Consider the following 14,587-nt stretch of genomic DNA (forward strand, 5'->3'; position numbering starts at 1 on the left):
TTAAACTAAGCTGCGACACATTTTCAGCAGCACTATACCAATAATAATGCAGCACGCAACATATAGACGACGAGATATCAGGAAGTGGACATAGTTACTAAATAATACTTTTTTGAATATTTACTTTGACAGCAAGTTGTTATGTTATAACATAACAACTACCTATTAAAAACGTAGATATGATCATGGTGAAACAAAAGCTACCTGTCACTGTACTCTCTGGCTTTCTTGGCGCAGGAAAAACAACCGTACTTAAACATATCCTTCATAACCGTGAGGGAAAAAAAGTGGCTGTCATTGTTAATGACATGAGTGAGATAAACATTGATGCCGCCTTTGTGAAAAGTGAAGTATCACTCAATCAGAGTGACGAAAAGCTTGTCGAAATGAGTAATGGCTGCATATGTTGCACACTACGTGAAGACCTTCTATTAGAAGTCGATAAATTAGCAAAAGACGGTCGATTTGATTACCTCGTCATTGAATCTACTGGTATTTCGGAGCCACTCCCCGTCGCTGAAACATTTACTTTTGCCGATGAAAATGGCATTTCATTATCAGACGTAGCGACACTCGACACCATGGTGACTGTCGTTGATGCGGTTAATTTTTTGACCGATTATGATGACGCAAAATATCTACGTGAAACAGGCGAGCATCTTGGCGATGAAGATGAGCGAAGCGTAACAGATTTATTAGTTGATCAAGTCGAATTTGCCGATGTTATTCTTATCAGTAAAACTGATTTAGTTAAACCTGCTGACATAGAACGACTTCACGCCATCCTTAAAGTGCTTAATACACGCGCTAAAGTTATCCCCATCTCTTTAGGTAAGGTTGATATCGGTGATGTACTAAACACGGGTTTGTTTGACTTTGCACACGCAGAAGAAGCACCAGGTTGGCTCAAAGAAATACGAGGTGAAAAAATACCTGAAACAGAAGAATACGGTATTAGTAGTTTTAACTATGTTGCACGAAAACCATTTAATCCAGCAAAGTTTTATCAATTTCTGCACAACACAGAGCAGTTTGGCAAACTGATCCGCTCCAAAGGTTACTTTTGGTTAGCTTCTCGGCCGCAATTTTGCGGCCAATGGAGCCAAGCCGGTGGAATTGCACGCTATGGTTTTGCTGGTATGTTTTGGAAATCAATTCCAGAGAAAGACTGGCCAACAGATCAGCCGTCACTCGATGAGATACAAAAACAATGGGTTGAACCCTTTGGTGATATGCGCCAAGAATTGGTATTTATTGGCCAAAATTTAGATCAAAAGCGAATGATGAACGCGTTGGATGAATGCCTATTAACTGAGGATGAATTACTAAAAGGTAAGCATTTCTGGGCAACATTAAACGACCCTTTTCCAAAATGGGAGGAAAACGAATGAGCACCTTAAGCATTAGCAATAACATCCTGGCTAACACACAAATCCAGCCTAACCAGACTATTCCCGACTTGCATACACAGGGCTTAGCTGAAGGCTATAACGCTGGCGTCTTAACTGATATATACCAAGATGATATAAACATTGCGGTTTGGCAGCGTCACCTTGATAAGCAATTAACGACCGCGGTTAACCAGTTGCTAGAACATAAGCCTGCATTAAGGTTATTATTGGTTGTCACGCCAGAAGATTGCTTTGACGTGTTGAGTGAAAAGTTTGAAAAATCAGACGAAATAACAAGGTTAATTGATGATATTTCCTTATTAGTTGATATGTTTTGTTGCCTGTTTGACCTCAAACAAGCAGGGTTAAGATTAACCATACTCGACCAAGCTATGTGCCCCCGTTTTCATGTTGACCGCATACCTTGCCGTTTAGTGACAACATACACAGGCATGGGCACACAATGGCTGAATAATAGTGTCATTGATCGCACGAAACTAGGCGCAGAATACCAAGACACAACCGATGAACAATCCGGTTTAATGCAAGATATCGCAGATATAAATAAACTAACGCGGGGTGATATTGCATTACTCAAAGGCGAGAATTGGAATGATAACGCAGGGGCAGGCCTAGTTCATCGCTCACCAGAAACTTCTCAAGGCGAACGTAGATTATTTCTAACCCTCGACTTTATTAGTGATTAAAAATAAACAGACACCACATCGCAATATCATGCGAGGGTATAAAAAAGGATTTATTCGCTGGGCTATTCGTTATTATGTTGTTAATGATAGGGAGAGGATTATCAATAACCATTTTTGATATGATGTTTAATATCTTTGATCGTGTCGGTATAGCCGAATATGGTGTAATCATGAATATGCTCTTATTTTGAATAAAAGCATACAATATTTTCAAATACTTATGTTCTCAAAGTATCATAAGTCTATTTTTTTTTCGGTGTTGGCCAAACAAAGGGAGCGGGCTCGGTAGAAGTCGTTTCTGCTACTCCTGCATTCTGCGCGAGTATCGCCCTGATTAATTTCCCCGTTTCTTTATGCTTACTACAAAATGTTTTTAGGTATAAAATTTCAACTCTACTGCGTGCCCAAGGGGTTGTACGCAGAAATTTCAAACTTGATTTAAGACGCGCTTTATTGGTAAAACAACGAATATTAAGCAACTCACCCATCTTCTCCCAACCAATTTTCTTCTCTAGTTCGATAAGGATCTGTTCAAGTTTAACGCCGTGTAGCGGATCATTACTATTATTCATAGTCTACCTAAAATCAAAAAAAAAGCATTGTAACAAGTTTCCTCAATATTGACAGACTTATGCGTTTCACTCAGGTAAAAGCATAACCTTTACGTATAAAAAAAGCCTTAATCACGATATTACATATCAGATTAAGGCTTTTTAAATTTCTGAGGCTTAGCGTTTAATCGCTAACAGCAGAGATATAATCGCGTTTCCGCAGATTACATCATGCCGCCCATGCCACCCATACCACCCATGTCAGGCATAGCTGGAGCAGATGCATCAACTGGTGTATCAGTGATCATCGCTTCAGTTGTGATCATTAGACCCGCAACAGATGCAGCAAATTGTAGTGCTGAACGTGTTACTTTAGTTGGATCTAAAATACCCATCTCAATCATGTCGCCGTATTCGCCAGAACCAGCGTTGTAACCATAGCTACCTTTACCTTCACGTACGTTGTTAGCAACAACAGATGCTTCATCACCGGCATTTTGTACGATTTGACGTAATGGTGCTTCCATTGCAGTTAGTGCAACTCTAATACCTACGTTTTGATCTTGGTTTTCACCTTCAAGACCTTTGATTGCAGCAGCAGCACGTACAAGTGCAACACCACCACCAGCAACAACGCCTTCTTCAACAGCAGCACGTGTTGCGTGTAGGGCATCATCAACGCGGGCTTTTTTCTCTTTCATTTCGATTTCAGTTGCTGCGCCAACTTTAATTACCGCAACACCACCAGAAAGTTTCGCTACACGTTCTTGTAGTTTTTCTTTATCGTAATCTGAAGATGAATCTTCAATTTGCTTACGGATCTGCGTTACACGGCTTTGGATAGTCGTTTCTTCACCGATACCGTCAATGATCGTTGTTTCATCTTTAGTGATGATGATACGTTTAGCTTGACCTAGTTCAGCAACAGTTGCTTTTTCTAGCTCCATGCCAATCTCTTCAGAGATAACCGTACCCGCAGTTAGTACCGCAATATCTTGTAACATCGCTTTACGACGATCACCGAAACCAGGTGCTTTAACAGCAGCAACTTTCACGATACCGCGCATGTTGTTCACAACTAATGTCGCTAGCGCTTCGCCTTCAAGATCTTCAGCAATGATTAATAGTGGCTTAGATGCTTTTGCTACGCCTTCAAGTACAGGTAGTAGTTCGCGGATGTTAGACACTTTTTTATCGACTAGTAAGATAAATGGTGATTCTAATTCCACGCTACCCGTTTCTTGGTTTGTCACGAAGTAAGGAGATAGGTAACCACGGTCAAACTGCATACCTTCAACAACGTCTAGTTCGTCTTCTAGTGCTTGGCCGTCTTCAACCGTAATAACACCTTCTTTACCAACACGTTCCATTGCTTCTGCAATGATTTTACCAACGCTTGAATCAGAGTTTGCAGAGATAGTACCAACTTGCTCAACCGCTTTGGTATCTGAACAAGGTACAGATAAGTTTTTAAGTTCTGCAACCGCTGCTTTAACCGCTTGGTCAATACCGCGTTTCAGATCCATTGGGTTCATGCCAGCAGCAACCGCTTTCAGACCTTCGTTCACAATCGCTTGTGCAAGTACTGTTGCCGTTGTTGTACCGTCGCCAGCCGCTTCATTTGCTTGAGAAGAAACTTCTTTCAGCATTTGTGCGCCCATGTTTTCGAATTTGTCTGCTAGTTCGATTTCTTTTGCTACTGTTACACCATCTTTAGTGATAAGTGGTGCGCCGAAGCTTTTATCGATAACAACGTTACGGCCTTTAGGACCCAATGTTACTTTTACTGCGTTCGCTAGGATGTTTACGCCGTTAAGCATTTTATCACGTGCGTCTAAGCCGAATTTTACGTCTTTAGCCATCTTCAATAATCCTTTTAAAATCTGTTAATATCGATCTATTAATTTATGGGTTTAGCGCTATCTGAAATAAATACTAAGATTTATTCAACTACAGCTAAAATATCGGCTTCGCTCATGATTAAAACTTCTTTACCATCAATCTTTTCAGCTTTAACGCCATAACCTTCACTAAAAATAACTATGTCGCCAACGCTAACTGCTAAAGGGCGTACTTCACCGCTATCAATTAAGCGACCGTTACCAACAGCAATAACTTCACCGCGAGTAGATAGTGACGCAGATGCACCAGTAAGTACGATACCGCCTGCTGATTTAGTTTCTTGCTCTTGGCGACGAACGATCACACGATCGTGTAGTGGACGAATTGTCATTTGAAGATCTCCTAAAGAATACATATTGCGAATATCAATGGCCGATTATTTACCGAACCATGACTATGCAGTAATATATCGGGGCAACTGCTTTCCAACTCAAGGGAAAAGTTAAAAATAGTTAAGAAAATCACGCCTTGTAAGTAGGTTTCTAACAAGTTTTAGACTTGTCGCCATAAACAGAAGTGTAAATGTCAGGTAAAACGACGATACAAGGCTGTTGGTTGACGCAGAAAAGAGTAAAATAGCCCGATCAAAATATTCAAATTTATACACGCAATATTAGGTAATCGAATTGAAAGATAAACACGGTCTGCTCTCTGCTCCCGTTTCTCAGGTAATGACAAAAATGGCTGTGCCTATGGGTTACGGTTTATTAGCCGTGCTTGGTTTTAGCTTAGTGGATACTTACTTTGTCAGCTTGCTAGGAACCCAGGCATTAGCTGCAATCAGCTTTACTTTCCCAGTGACCTTTTTTGTCTCTGCGTTAGCAATGGGATTAGGGACTGGTTTATCAGCCTGTTTAGCGCGTTTATTAGGGCAAGGCCAGCATCAAGATGCAGCACGATTAACGTCTGACGGATTATTGTTAGCACTTACTACTGTGATTATCGTTGCAGCGTTAGGGATTAGTACTATTCAGCCGCTATTTAGATTACTGGGTGCCAGCGATACCTTGATGGTGTATATCCAAGATTACATGTTCTATTGGTATGTCGCGATCCCCTTTTTAGTCATCCCTATGGTAGGCAACGCCGCTATCCGCGCAACGGGTGATACCAAAACCCCAAGCAGAGTCATGATCATAGCTGGTTTTATGAATGGCGTACTCGACCCATTATTAATTTTTGGCATTGGTCCGTTCCCTGAACTCGGCGTCAAAGGGGCTGCGATTGCTTCAGGTCTGTCATGGTTAATTACCTTTGCGGTGGCTATATACCTATTACGCTATCGTGAACAGTTACTGCTATTAACGAAACCTAACCTTGCTAATATGCTTAAAAATTGGCGTAAAATTGCTGCAATAGGTATGCCAGCCTCGATAACGAATATGCTTAGCCCAGTCAACAATGCTTTTATCATGTGGCAATTGGCCGCGTTTAGCACCACTGCAGTCGCCGCTTACGGTGCGGGTACACGGTTAGAGGCCATTTTATTAATTGGTATGATCGCGGTGAGTTCAATGCTCTCGCCTTTCATCGCCCAAAATTCATCAGCCAATAAGCCACAACGTTGTTTAACTGCAATCAGATTAGCGATCCGTTATTCATTAATATCACAACTGAGTATTTATCTACTGATTGCGTTAACCGCCCCCTACATCGCCACTTTATTTAGTGATGAAAGCGCAGTGATCACTCACTTATCTTTATACCTCTATATCATTCCAGCATCCTTTGCGATGCAAGGTATTATGATGGCGATAGCATCGAGTCTAAATGGCTTAAACCGCCCTATTTCAGCCTTGAGTCTCAGTGTATTACGCTCACTGTTAATCATAAGTTTGTCGAGTATTGGCGGCTTCTACTATGGTGAAAAAGGTATCTTCTTTGGTATTGCTGGGGCCAATGTTTTAGTCGGTTTAGTGGCTTTGTATTATGCCCAAAAATTACAACTCGAATTACGTGCTGAGTTAAACAAGCAACGAAGCGATGAATTAAGCGAGCAACTAAGTCATTAAATAAATCACTCGACTCTGCACACTCGATTCTGTTTAGCTGCATACATATTCATCAATTTCCCAGTGTTAATGGATCCCGCCCTAAATATCCAATTTACACTGTGAATATGCACTAATAATCCAGCAACCTTGCTGTATCTTAAGCCAAAATCAAATATATCTAGTACCTTTAAAACTTTGTTTAAAAAGGTGATCCAAGCCCGTTTATTAACAAAAATACAACGTATTATCCGCTCATAAATTTTGAATTCCCCCTACGTTTAGATAACATAGCAGAGTGTACGAATGACTGTATTAGCAACCGATTTTTCTCAAGAAACCCGCCTAGAAACTGACTTATTAGGTGTTAAAAAAATACCTGCACAAGCGTACTACGGTATTCATACATTACGTGCAATGGAAAACTTCCGCATCAGTAATGAGAAAATCGGTGACTGTCCCGAATTTGTACGCGGTATGGTAAAAACCAAAAAAGCAGCCGCATTGGCTAATGGTATTTTGGGCACTATTCCTGAAGACATCAGTGACGCGATCGTCAAAGCCTGTGACACACTGCTAGCAACCGACCACTTCTACAATCAATTCCCAATTGATGCTTTCCAAGGTGGTGCCGGTACATCAGTAAACATGAATACCAATGAAGTGATCGCCAATATTGCCTTAGAGCAAATGGGTCATGCTAAAGGCGCTTATGCTCACATCAATCCCAATGATCACGTCAATAAAAGTCAAAGTACTAACGATGCCTACCCTACCGGTTTTCGTGTTGCCTTATTCGAACGTTCAAACGCTGTATTAGCTGCGTTAACCTCATTAAGCGACACTTTCTTAGTGAAATCCGAAGAGTTCAACGGCGTACTAAAAATGGGCCGAACCCAGTTACAAGACGCTGTACCGATGACATTAGGTCAAGAGTTCCGTGCGTTTGGTATTACCCTAAAAGAAGAAATCAAAAGCATTAAACGTTGCCAAGAATTACTGCTTGAAATCAACTTGGGTGCAACAGCAATCGGTACTGGTTTAAACTCGCCAGTGGGCTATTCTGAACTAGCAATTGAAAAACTAGCAGACATTACCGGTCATGCATTTGTACCTGCAGAAGATTTAGTTGAAGCAACTTCTGACTGCGGCGCTTATGTGATGTTGTCGAGCGGATTAAAACGTTTAGCGGTAAAAATGTCGAAGATCTGTAACGATTTACGTCTACTTTCTTCAGGCCCTCGTACTGGCTTAAACGAAATCAATTTACCAGAAATGCAAGCAGGTTCATCAATCATGCCCGCGAAAGTAAACCCAGTGATTCCTGAAGTAGTTAATCAAGTCGCATTTAAAGTCTGTGGTAATGACTTAACAATCACTATGGCTGCCGAAGCGGGTCAATTACAATTAAACGTAATGGAGCCTGTGATAGGTCAATGTCTGTTTGAATCATTGTCGTTATTAGAAAATGCCTGCATCACACTACAAGATAAATGTGTGAAAGGTATTACGGCTAATCGCAAGGTATGCCTAGACTTCGTATTAAATTCAATTGGTATCATCACGTACTTAAACCCTTTCATTGGTCATCATGAAGGCGATACAATCGGTCGCATCTGTGCTGAAACAGGTAAGAGCGTACGTGAAGTAGTACTAGAGCGTGGATTATTATCTGCAACTGAATTAGATGAAATATTCTCGATTGAAAACTTAATGAATCCAAAATACACAGCGCAACGTTTTGCTAAAGCAGTTTAAATAAAACTGACGATATTAAAATAAATTAACCGCTTAAATAAAAATCCCCGTGACTGCCATAAACAGTAACGGGGATTTTTATGCTTTAAATTACCTCAGGCACAGCGTTATGATTAAGCCGCAACAGTTGTCACTTCAAAGGCCTTTTTCCGGCTCATTAATACGAATATTGCCGGTACAAAGTAAAACGATAATAACGTCGTGAGTACCGTACCACCAGCGATAGCAATGGCAAATGGCGGCCAGAAACCACCACCCGCTAAGATAAGCGGTAAGAAGCCACCCACAGTGGTAATAGTCGTCGAAGAAATATGACGAGTACAACTGGTAATAGCATTAATAATGGCATCACGATCACCAGCAACAGCTTTGGGATCTGACTTTAATTCAGCCAGAATAACAATCGCGGCATTAATCGCTAACCCCATCAGCCCTAACAAACCAATGATCACGGTAAACCCAAACGGATAATTAAACACATACACGCTCAGCAGTCCTAATCCCACAGATTGCATCGCAGACAAAACAATGACACCACCCAAACGGAACGAATTAAACGACAGTACCACGATAATAATCAGTAACATCATGATCACACCAACACTGGCTAACAAATTACCGACGGCATCATTACGTTTTGCCGATTCACCACCAAACTCCATCCGATAACCCGGCGGTAGCACAAAGTTTTCCTTGGCTAAGCGCGCAGAAAAGTCACTCAATACCGTTGACGGTAATACCCCAGATACTAAATAACCTTCCACCGTATTAACCCGTACACCATCGCGATGTGGAATTGCACCACGACTTGGCATCAAAGATAACTCAGTTAAGGCCACCAGCGGAATACTGCTTTGGGATTGCGGCGAACTCAGACTGATATTGGCTAAGTCAGACAAGCTACTGCGCTCATCATTGGCAACACGAACACGAACAGGGATTGATTCTGTGCCCTCGATAATCGAGCCATTCACCGTGCCATGTAGTGTAGATTGTAATTGGGTCGCCACATCTGTCAGGGTCAAACCGGCTAATTGACTGACGTCTTCATTAATTTTTAGCCATACTTTTGGCAAACCAGGTTGAATAGTCGCCCGTGTATGAATAACGTTTTCGGTACCAATTAAGATCCTTCTCGCCTCATCACCTAAGCTTTTCAGGGTATCCAAATTAGGGCCAAACAAACGTAACTCAATCGGCGCTCTAAACGGGGGGCCTTGTTCTAGCTTACGCACTAAAATCTGCGCTTGTGGGATAGCATCATCAAGTAATATTTGTAATGCCGGTATCAACTCATTAACACGTTGAAAACTATCACCAGTGACCATAGCTTGGGCATAATACTGAGCACCATCTTTATTCGGCATCAAATTATAATAAAACGACGGGGCATTGTTACCAATAAACCAACGCACTTTACTGATCCCTTGCTGTTGTACGAGCAAATCGCTAATGGTGTTAGTCATGGCTTCGGTAGCGATAATACTGGTTTGTACTGGCATGAATAATTCGATATGAAACATGTCACGATCCGATGCCGGAAAGAACTGCTCATCCAAATGCTTTGCCAGTATAAAGCCACTTAAGGGTAAGATGAACACCAAGGCGATACTGAGTTTTGGCCGAGATAAAACCAGAACCAAAGATTGACGGAAAACCTTGGCTAAACCCGCTAATTCAATACCGTTATTATACCAAGTCGCTGGCTTTGCTGATTCACCTTCCGCATTACCCGTCAGGAACTGCCCTGATAAACCAGCAACAATCGTATGTGATACTAAGTATGAACCAATTAAGGCAAAGATAACGCTTAAGGCAATACCACTGACGAACTCACCTGATGGACCCGGCATCATCACAATCGGCATAAAGGCTAATATTGTGGTTAACGTCGATCCTAATAAAGGTAACCATAAATGCTTGATAGCACCCTGTACTGCAACGCGAGCACTTAAGCCTTGCTGGCGACGTTTCTGGATCGTATCCGCCATGACAATCGCGTTATCTACCATGATACCGAGTGCGACAACCAAGCCCGTCACTGACATTTGATGAATAGGTAAGCCGTAATAGTTCATCACCGTTAGCGTAAATAAGACTGTTAGCGGTAAGGACAAGGTAACGATTAATGCCGCACGCCAGCCTAAAGTCACAAATAACACAACGGCGATCAGCGAGAAACCAATCAAGATGTTTTCTACTAATCCTTGTAGTCGATCTTCAGTGTACTGAGATTGATCAAACAAAACTTCAGTAGTTAGTGAAGACGGTAATTGCAAGTTAAAGCCCGCAACCACCTTATCCACTTCAGCACTCCATTTATCAATCCGTAAATTCGGTAACATGCGCGTGGATACCACCACCGCATATTGACCATCAACCAGTGCGATTTCTTGCGCTGGCCACTGTAATTTTTTACTGATCTGAGCTATATCACCGAGTCGAACCACACCACCTTTGTTGTCATTGAGCAACGGGATCTGGCGGATCCGATCGACAGAATCAAACGATCCTGCCACTTCGATCTGCATCTGATTGTAATCATTAATGATATTACCAGCAGATACTTTAGCATCCGCAGCTAAAATAATGTTGGAAATAGTTTGTGTCGATAACGATAAGTTAGCCGCTAAATGCTTATCTATTTCCACCAATATTTGTTCTTCACCGCGACCAAACAAACTGACAATATCGGTGCCTGAAATCACCTTTAATTGATTTTGTAATTCTTTGCCATAACGACCTAAGGTAGTTAAATCAACAGCGCTATCACCCTGCCATTTTATCGCAATTAATTGCGTATAAGCGTAACCACGATCGTCTTCTAACCGTGGCGCGACAGCCGATGAAGGCAATTCACTGGTCACATCATTAAGTAGATCGCGCACCCGCGACCAAACGGGTACAGGATCATAATTATTATCGTGTAACTCTAACTGTACAATTGATATACCAGCGCGCGATGTAGAAGTAATGCGTTTAATATCAGCTAGTTTACGTAGTTTCTGCTCTATTTTTTCAGTCACTAAGGCTTCGACACGTTCAGCGCTAGCGCCAGGTAACATGGTCAACACACTCGCATTCCGGTTGGTGATCCTAGGATCCTCCGTACGCGGTAATGTCGATAATGAACCTAACCCCGCCACAATCAGTAAAATAATCAACAGGGCCATCAGGCGGTTGTTTTCCGTAAACGCCTTAATCATAATTTATTCCCCAAGGCGCTTTTATCTATTGCTTGATTAGCCAATGCCTGATGATGGTTAACCGTCACTCGCTGTCCGGGTACAAAACGATGAATTCCCGTCTTCACATAAGCTTGATTGCGTTTCAAATCACCTTGCACATACGCAGCCGTTTCAGTGGCATGTAATACCGTCACCGTGGTACTTTTTAATTGAAATAATGTCTGATTATCGACGGCAGGATCTTCAAGATCGCGCAGGGCTAAATCTTGCTCTAAGGTATAAATATTCCACATTCCGCGAACCCCATCCGTAATGGCACTTAATGGGATCCAATAACCGACTTGCTGATATTCTTGCGACAAGGCGAGATAAGCCAATTGACCGTTATAAACAGCGCTATTATCCGCTAATGCAAAGCGTAAACTAATTGTTCGCGTCACAGTATCGACTTCATTCCCCATACTTAACAGTGTCGCGGGATAGTTAACACCTGCGATCTCGATCTGATGATCCTTGCCATTAAGCTGCTTGATAAAACTGGCTGGCACACCTATCGTCACTTCAGAATTACCTGTTTGTAATAACCTAAATGCCGTTGTACCTGCAGCTAATACTTCACCTTGAGCGATTTTTCGGCTACTAATAATGCCAGTAAATGGCGCTAACAACTTTGATTTATCAATACGATACTGGCTTGCATCCAATGCCGACAAGGTACTGCGAATATTGGCGGCAATCACCCGTTTTTGCGACGTCAATTCATCAATGTTTTGTTCCGAGGTAAAACCACGCTTACTCAATGAGTTTAATCGTGTTAGATTCGCTTCGATCAAATCAAATTCAGCTTGTGCTTGCTGTAATTGAGCTTCAAGTTGATTACGCTCTATTAATAACAACTGTGTATTCAACTCTGCCAGTAATTGACCCTTTACCACTTGTTGCCCTTCAATCACATGCATGGTTTTAATGATGCCTGCAAATTCAAACCCTAAGTTCGCATCTTGTTTCGCTATCACCTTACCGACAAACTTATTTTCAACTTGATAACTGTCTTGTTGCGTTAAATGATCACTACTTGCTTGTAAATACTGTGACGCTACCTGCGTTTCATCAGCAACAACCTCACCGCACGCTTGTAGTGTGAGCATAATTAGCAATATACTTGGCCACTTTGCTGATTTTACATCCAGTACAGAGAGGTAATTCTTTCTAAACATAATCATTATCCTTTATTTGCGATCTATTCAACGCAATGCTTTTGTTTCGCTCTTTTATAAACTAGACTCAACAGTCTAGTCATGAAGATAGCAGAACCAAACTAGACCGTACAGTCCATTTTGTGTAAATTAACATATAACTTACATTTTTGGCGGCAGTGTACCTTCAATTATTAGCGGTATGAATAGATGAATAAACCAAGAATAAAAAGTGAATTAAAGCGGAATCAGATACTTGATGCGGCAACGTTACAGTTTACCCAGCATGGTTATGCAGCGACCAGTATGGATCACATTGCTAAACTCGCAGGCGTATCAAAACAAACTGTCTATAGCCACTTCGGTAATAAAGATGAGTTATTTATTACTGCCATCAGCTATAAGTGTGAGCAATTGGGCGTAACAGAACTGTTACCTGAGAATTTAGGTCCAGTGGAATCCACTTTAACGTTATTTTCCCAACGTTTTTTTGCCATGATCACCTCTACAGATTCAATGGCCGTACACCGTACCTGCGCCGCAGAATGTGTAGCTCATCCACATTTATCCAAATTATTTTTTGAAGCTGGACCACTGTTTGTTATCGACAAACTGGCCAATTGTTTAGCTGAATATCATCGTCGTGGCGAGTTAGATATCGAAGATTGTCGAGAAGCTGCCATTCAATTGCTGGCGATCATTAAAGGTGAGCAGTGGACACGATTAGAATTTAATATTGCAGAGTCGTTATCAGAGCAGGAAATTAACCATTATTTACAACGTTCTGTGCGTCTATTTGTACGTGGATATCAAAGTTTAGGTTAAGGGCTAAGTTTTTGCTTTCATTTCATTTTTAGTAAATAAATAATCAGGGTTATACTGTATTACGATGTCACTGAGCATAACCCTGTTTGTTACATTGCAATCACGCTACTCACCCGAACTAAGTGTTGCGCTAAACCAATCTAATTTACTTGCTAACTGTGTGACGCCACCAATAATAATCAATGACGGACTTTCAGCTTGCCCGGCAAGATCGCCAAGATCTTTTAACGATCCTTGTAAAGTGCGCTGCTGCTTACTCGTGCCCTTCTCTACAATAGCCACCGGCATATCGGCATCCATACCGTGTTTAATCAGGTTACTAGCGATACCACTGCTCTGCGTTAAGCCCATATAAAACACCAATGTATGGGTTGCCTTACCCAGTAATGGCCAATCTAGCTGATGAGCATCATCTTTTAAATGTCCGGTAATAAACTGTACACCTTGGGTATAATCACGATGTGTTAATGGGATCCCTGCATAAGCAGCGCAGCCTGATGCAGCGGTGATCCCCGGAACCACTTCAAAAGGTATGTTAAATGGTAATAAGGCTTCGAGTTCTTCACCACCACGACCAAAGATAAACGGATCGCCACCTTTAAGGCGGATAACCTGTTTACCTTCCAAAGCGAGCTTAACCAGCAGATCGTTTATTCCGCTTTGTGGGACACAGTGATAGCCAGCTTGCTTACCGACAAAGAAACATTCCGCATCGGGATGAATAAGCGCGATGATCTCATCAGAAACTAAACGGTCATGTACAACGACTTCCGCTTGTTGTAATAAGCGTAATGCTTTAACGGTTAATAAGTCAGGATCCCCAGGACCCGAACCGACTAAAATCACTTTCCCTGTATGACTTACGGCCTGTAGCTCATTTATTGCTGTTGGTATTATTTGTCCGGTCATTCTATATCCTTAGCTACTACGCCAGCCATCACGGCCAGCAACTATTTTATATACCTCATAAATACCATAGCTGGATAAAGCTTACCAATAGCGGAGTAGTATAAGTTATACCAAGCGCAGCAAGATCAAAAAAGGCGCGATCTTTCGACCGCGCCTTTTAGCATTTCTT

At 41.7% G+C, this 14,587-nt stretch carries 11 protein-coding genes; 5 read left to right on the forward strand and 6 right to left on the reverse strand.

All coding sequences use genetic code 11. The features are described 5' to 3' along the window. Positions 1–185: 185 nt before the first annotated feature. Together zigA and FR932_RS15835 are read left to right on the forward strand one after the other, a co-directional pair. Entirely contained in the window at positions 186–1,391 is a 1,206-nt protein-coding gene (gene zigA / locus FR932_RS15830) for a zinc metallochaperone GTPase ZigA (RefSeq protein ID WP_019439644.1), read from the forward strand. Then, positions 1,388–2,098, forward strand: a complete 711-nt coding sequence (locus FR932_RS15835; protein ID WP_019439645.1) for a DUF1826 domain-containing protein — start codon at positions 1,388–1,390, stop codon at positions 2,096–2,098. The genes zigA and FR932_RS15835 overlap by 4 nt, the downstream gene beginning before the upstream one ends. A gap of 242 nt (positions 2,099–2,340) precedes the next feature. On the opposite strand, the gene FR932_RS15840 is transcribed toward FR932_RS15835, so the two are convergent. The 3 genes from FR932_RS15840 to FR932_RS15850 form a co-directional block, all read right to left on the reverse strand. Further along, a complete protein-coding gene (locus tag FR932_RS15840) occupies positions 2,341–2,670 on the reverse strand; it encodes a VF530 family protein (RefSeq protein ID WP_019628959.1) in 330 nt (109 codons plus the stop codon). A gap of 203 nt (positions 2,671–2,873) precedes the next feature. Further along, positions 2,874–4,511, reverse strand: a complete 1,638-nt coding sequence (gene groL, locus FR932_RS15845; protein WP_019439647.1) for a chaperonin GroEL — start codon at positions 4,509–4,511, stop codon at positions 2,874–2,876. 80 nt (positions 4,512–4,591) lie between these two features. Next, on the reverse strand, positions 4,592–4,882 hold the full coding sequence (locus FR932_RS15850; RefSeq protein ID WP_019439648.1) for a co-chaperone GroES: 291 nt from the start codon (positions 4,880–4,882) through the stop codon (positions 4,592–4,594). 295 nt (positions 4,883–5,177) lie between these two features. Between FR932_RS15850 and FR932_RS15855 the strand changes: the two genes are divergently transcribed. Beyond that, positions 5,178–6,563: an MATE family efflux transporter gene (locus FR932_RS15855; protein WP_240532337.1), complete on the forward strand. Its 1,386-nt coding sequence runs from the start codon at positions 5,178–5,180 to the stop codon at positions 6,561–6,563. A 285-nt stretch (positions 6,564–6,848) separates the two neighbouring features. After that, positions 6,849–8,300 carry an aspartate ammonia-lyase gene (gene aspA / locus FR932_RS15860; protein ID WP_019439650.1) on the forward strand — a complete coding sequence of 484 codons (1,452 nt, stop codon included), beginning with the start codon at positions 6,849–6,851 and terminating at the stop codon, positions 8,298–8,300. Between the two features lie 113 nt (positions 8,301–8,413). Here aspA and FR932_RS15865 read toward each other — a convergent pair whose 3' ends face one another. Then, entirely contained in the window at positions 8,414–11,506 is a 3,093-nt protein-coding gene (locus tag FR932_RS15865; RefSeq protein ID WP_019439651.1) for an efflux RND transporter permease subunit, read from the reverse strand. After that, entirely contained in the window at positions 11,503–12,705 is a 1,203-nt protein-coding gene (locus FR932_RS15870) for an efflux RND transporter periplasmic adaptor subunit (RefSeq protein ID WP_019439652.1), read from the reverse strand. The genes FR932_RS15865 and FR932_RS15870 overlap by 4 nt, the downstream gene beginning before the upstream one ends. A gap of 189 nt (positions 12,706–12,894) precedes the next feature. Here FR932_RS15870 and FR932_RS15875 point away from each other — a divergent pair, with 189 nt between their 5' ends. Then, on the forward strand, positions 12,895–13,509 hold the full coding sequence (locus FR932_RS15875; RefSeq protein WP_019439653.1) for a TetR/AcrR family transcriptional regulator: 615 nt from the start codon (positions 12,895–12,897) through the stop codon (positions 13,507–13,509). Between the two features lie 105 nt (positions 13,510–13,614). Here the strand turns inward: FR932_RS15875 and cobA are convergent, their stop codons facing one another. Beyond that, positions 13,615–14,418, reverse strand: coding sequence for a uroporphyrinogen-III C-methyltransferase (gene cobA, locus FR932_RS15880; protein ID WP_019439654.1), 804 nt, complete (start codon positions 14,416–14,418; stop codon positions 13,615–13,617). Positions 14,419–14,587: the final 169 nt, after the last annotated feature.

Origin of the sequence: Moritella marina ATCC 15381, from assembly GCF_008931805.1 — a bacterium.
Classification (GTDB): domain Bacteria; phylum Pseudomonadota; class Gammaproteobacteria; order Enterobacterales; family Moritellaceae; genus Moritella; species Moritella marina.

Coding starts and splice junctions, on each gene's coding strand:
- cobA (WP_019439654.1), bottom strand. CDS start 14,418: ATGACCGGACAAATAATACCAACAGCAATAAATGAGCTACAGGCCGTA.
- groL (WP_019439647.1), bottom strand. CDS start 4,511: ATGGCTAAAGACGTAAAATTCGGCTTAGACGCACGTGATAAAATGCTT.
- FR932_RS15865 (WP_019439651.1), bottom strand. CDS start 11,506: ATGATTAAGGCGTTTACGGAAAACAACCGCCTGATGGCCCTGTTGATT.
- FR932_RS15840 (WP_019628959.1), bottom strand. CDS start 2,670: ATGAATAATAGTAATGATCCGCTACACGGCGTTAAACTTGAACAGATC.
- aspA (WP_019439650.1), top strand. CDS start 6,849: ATGACTGTATTAGCAACCGATTTTTCTCAAGAAACCCGCCTAGAAACT.
- FR932_RS15870 (WP_019439652.1), bottom strand. CDS start 12,705: ATGTTTAGAAAGAATTACCTCTCTGTACTGGATGTAAAATCAGCAAAG.
- FR932_RS15875 (WP_019439653.1), top strand. CDS start 12,895: ATGAATAAACCAAGAATAAAAAGTGAATTAAAGCGGAATCAGATACTT.
- zigA (WP_019439644.1), top strand. CDS start 186: ATGGTGAAACAAAAGCTACCTGTCACTGTACTCTCTGGCTTTCTTGGC.
- FR932_RS15850 (WP_019439648.1), bottom strand. CDS start 4,882: ATGACAATTCGTCCACTACACGATCGTGTGATCGTTCGTCGCCAAGAG.
- FR932_RS15835 (WP_019439645.1), top strand. CDS start 1,388: ATGAGCACCTTAAGCATTAGCAATAACATCCTGGCTAACACACAAATC.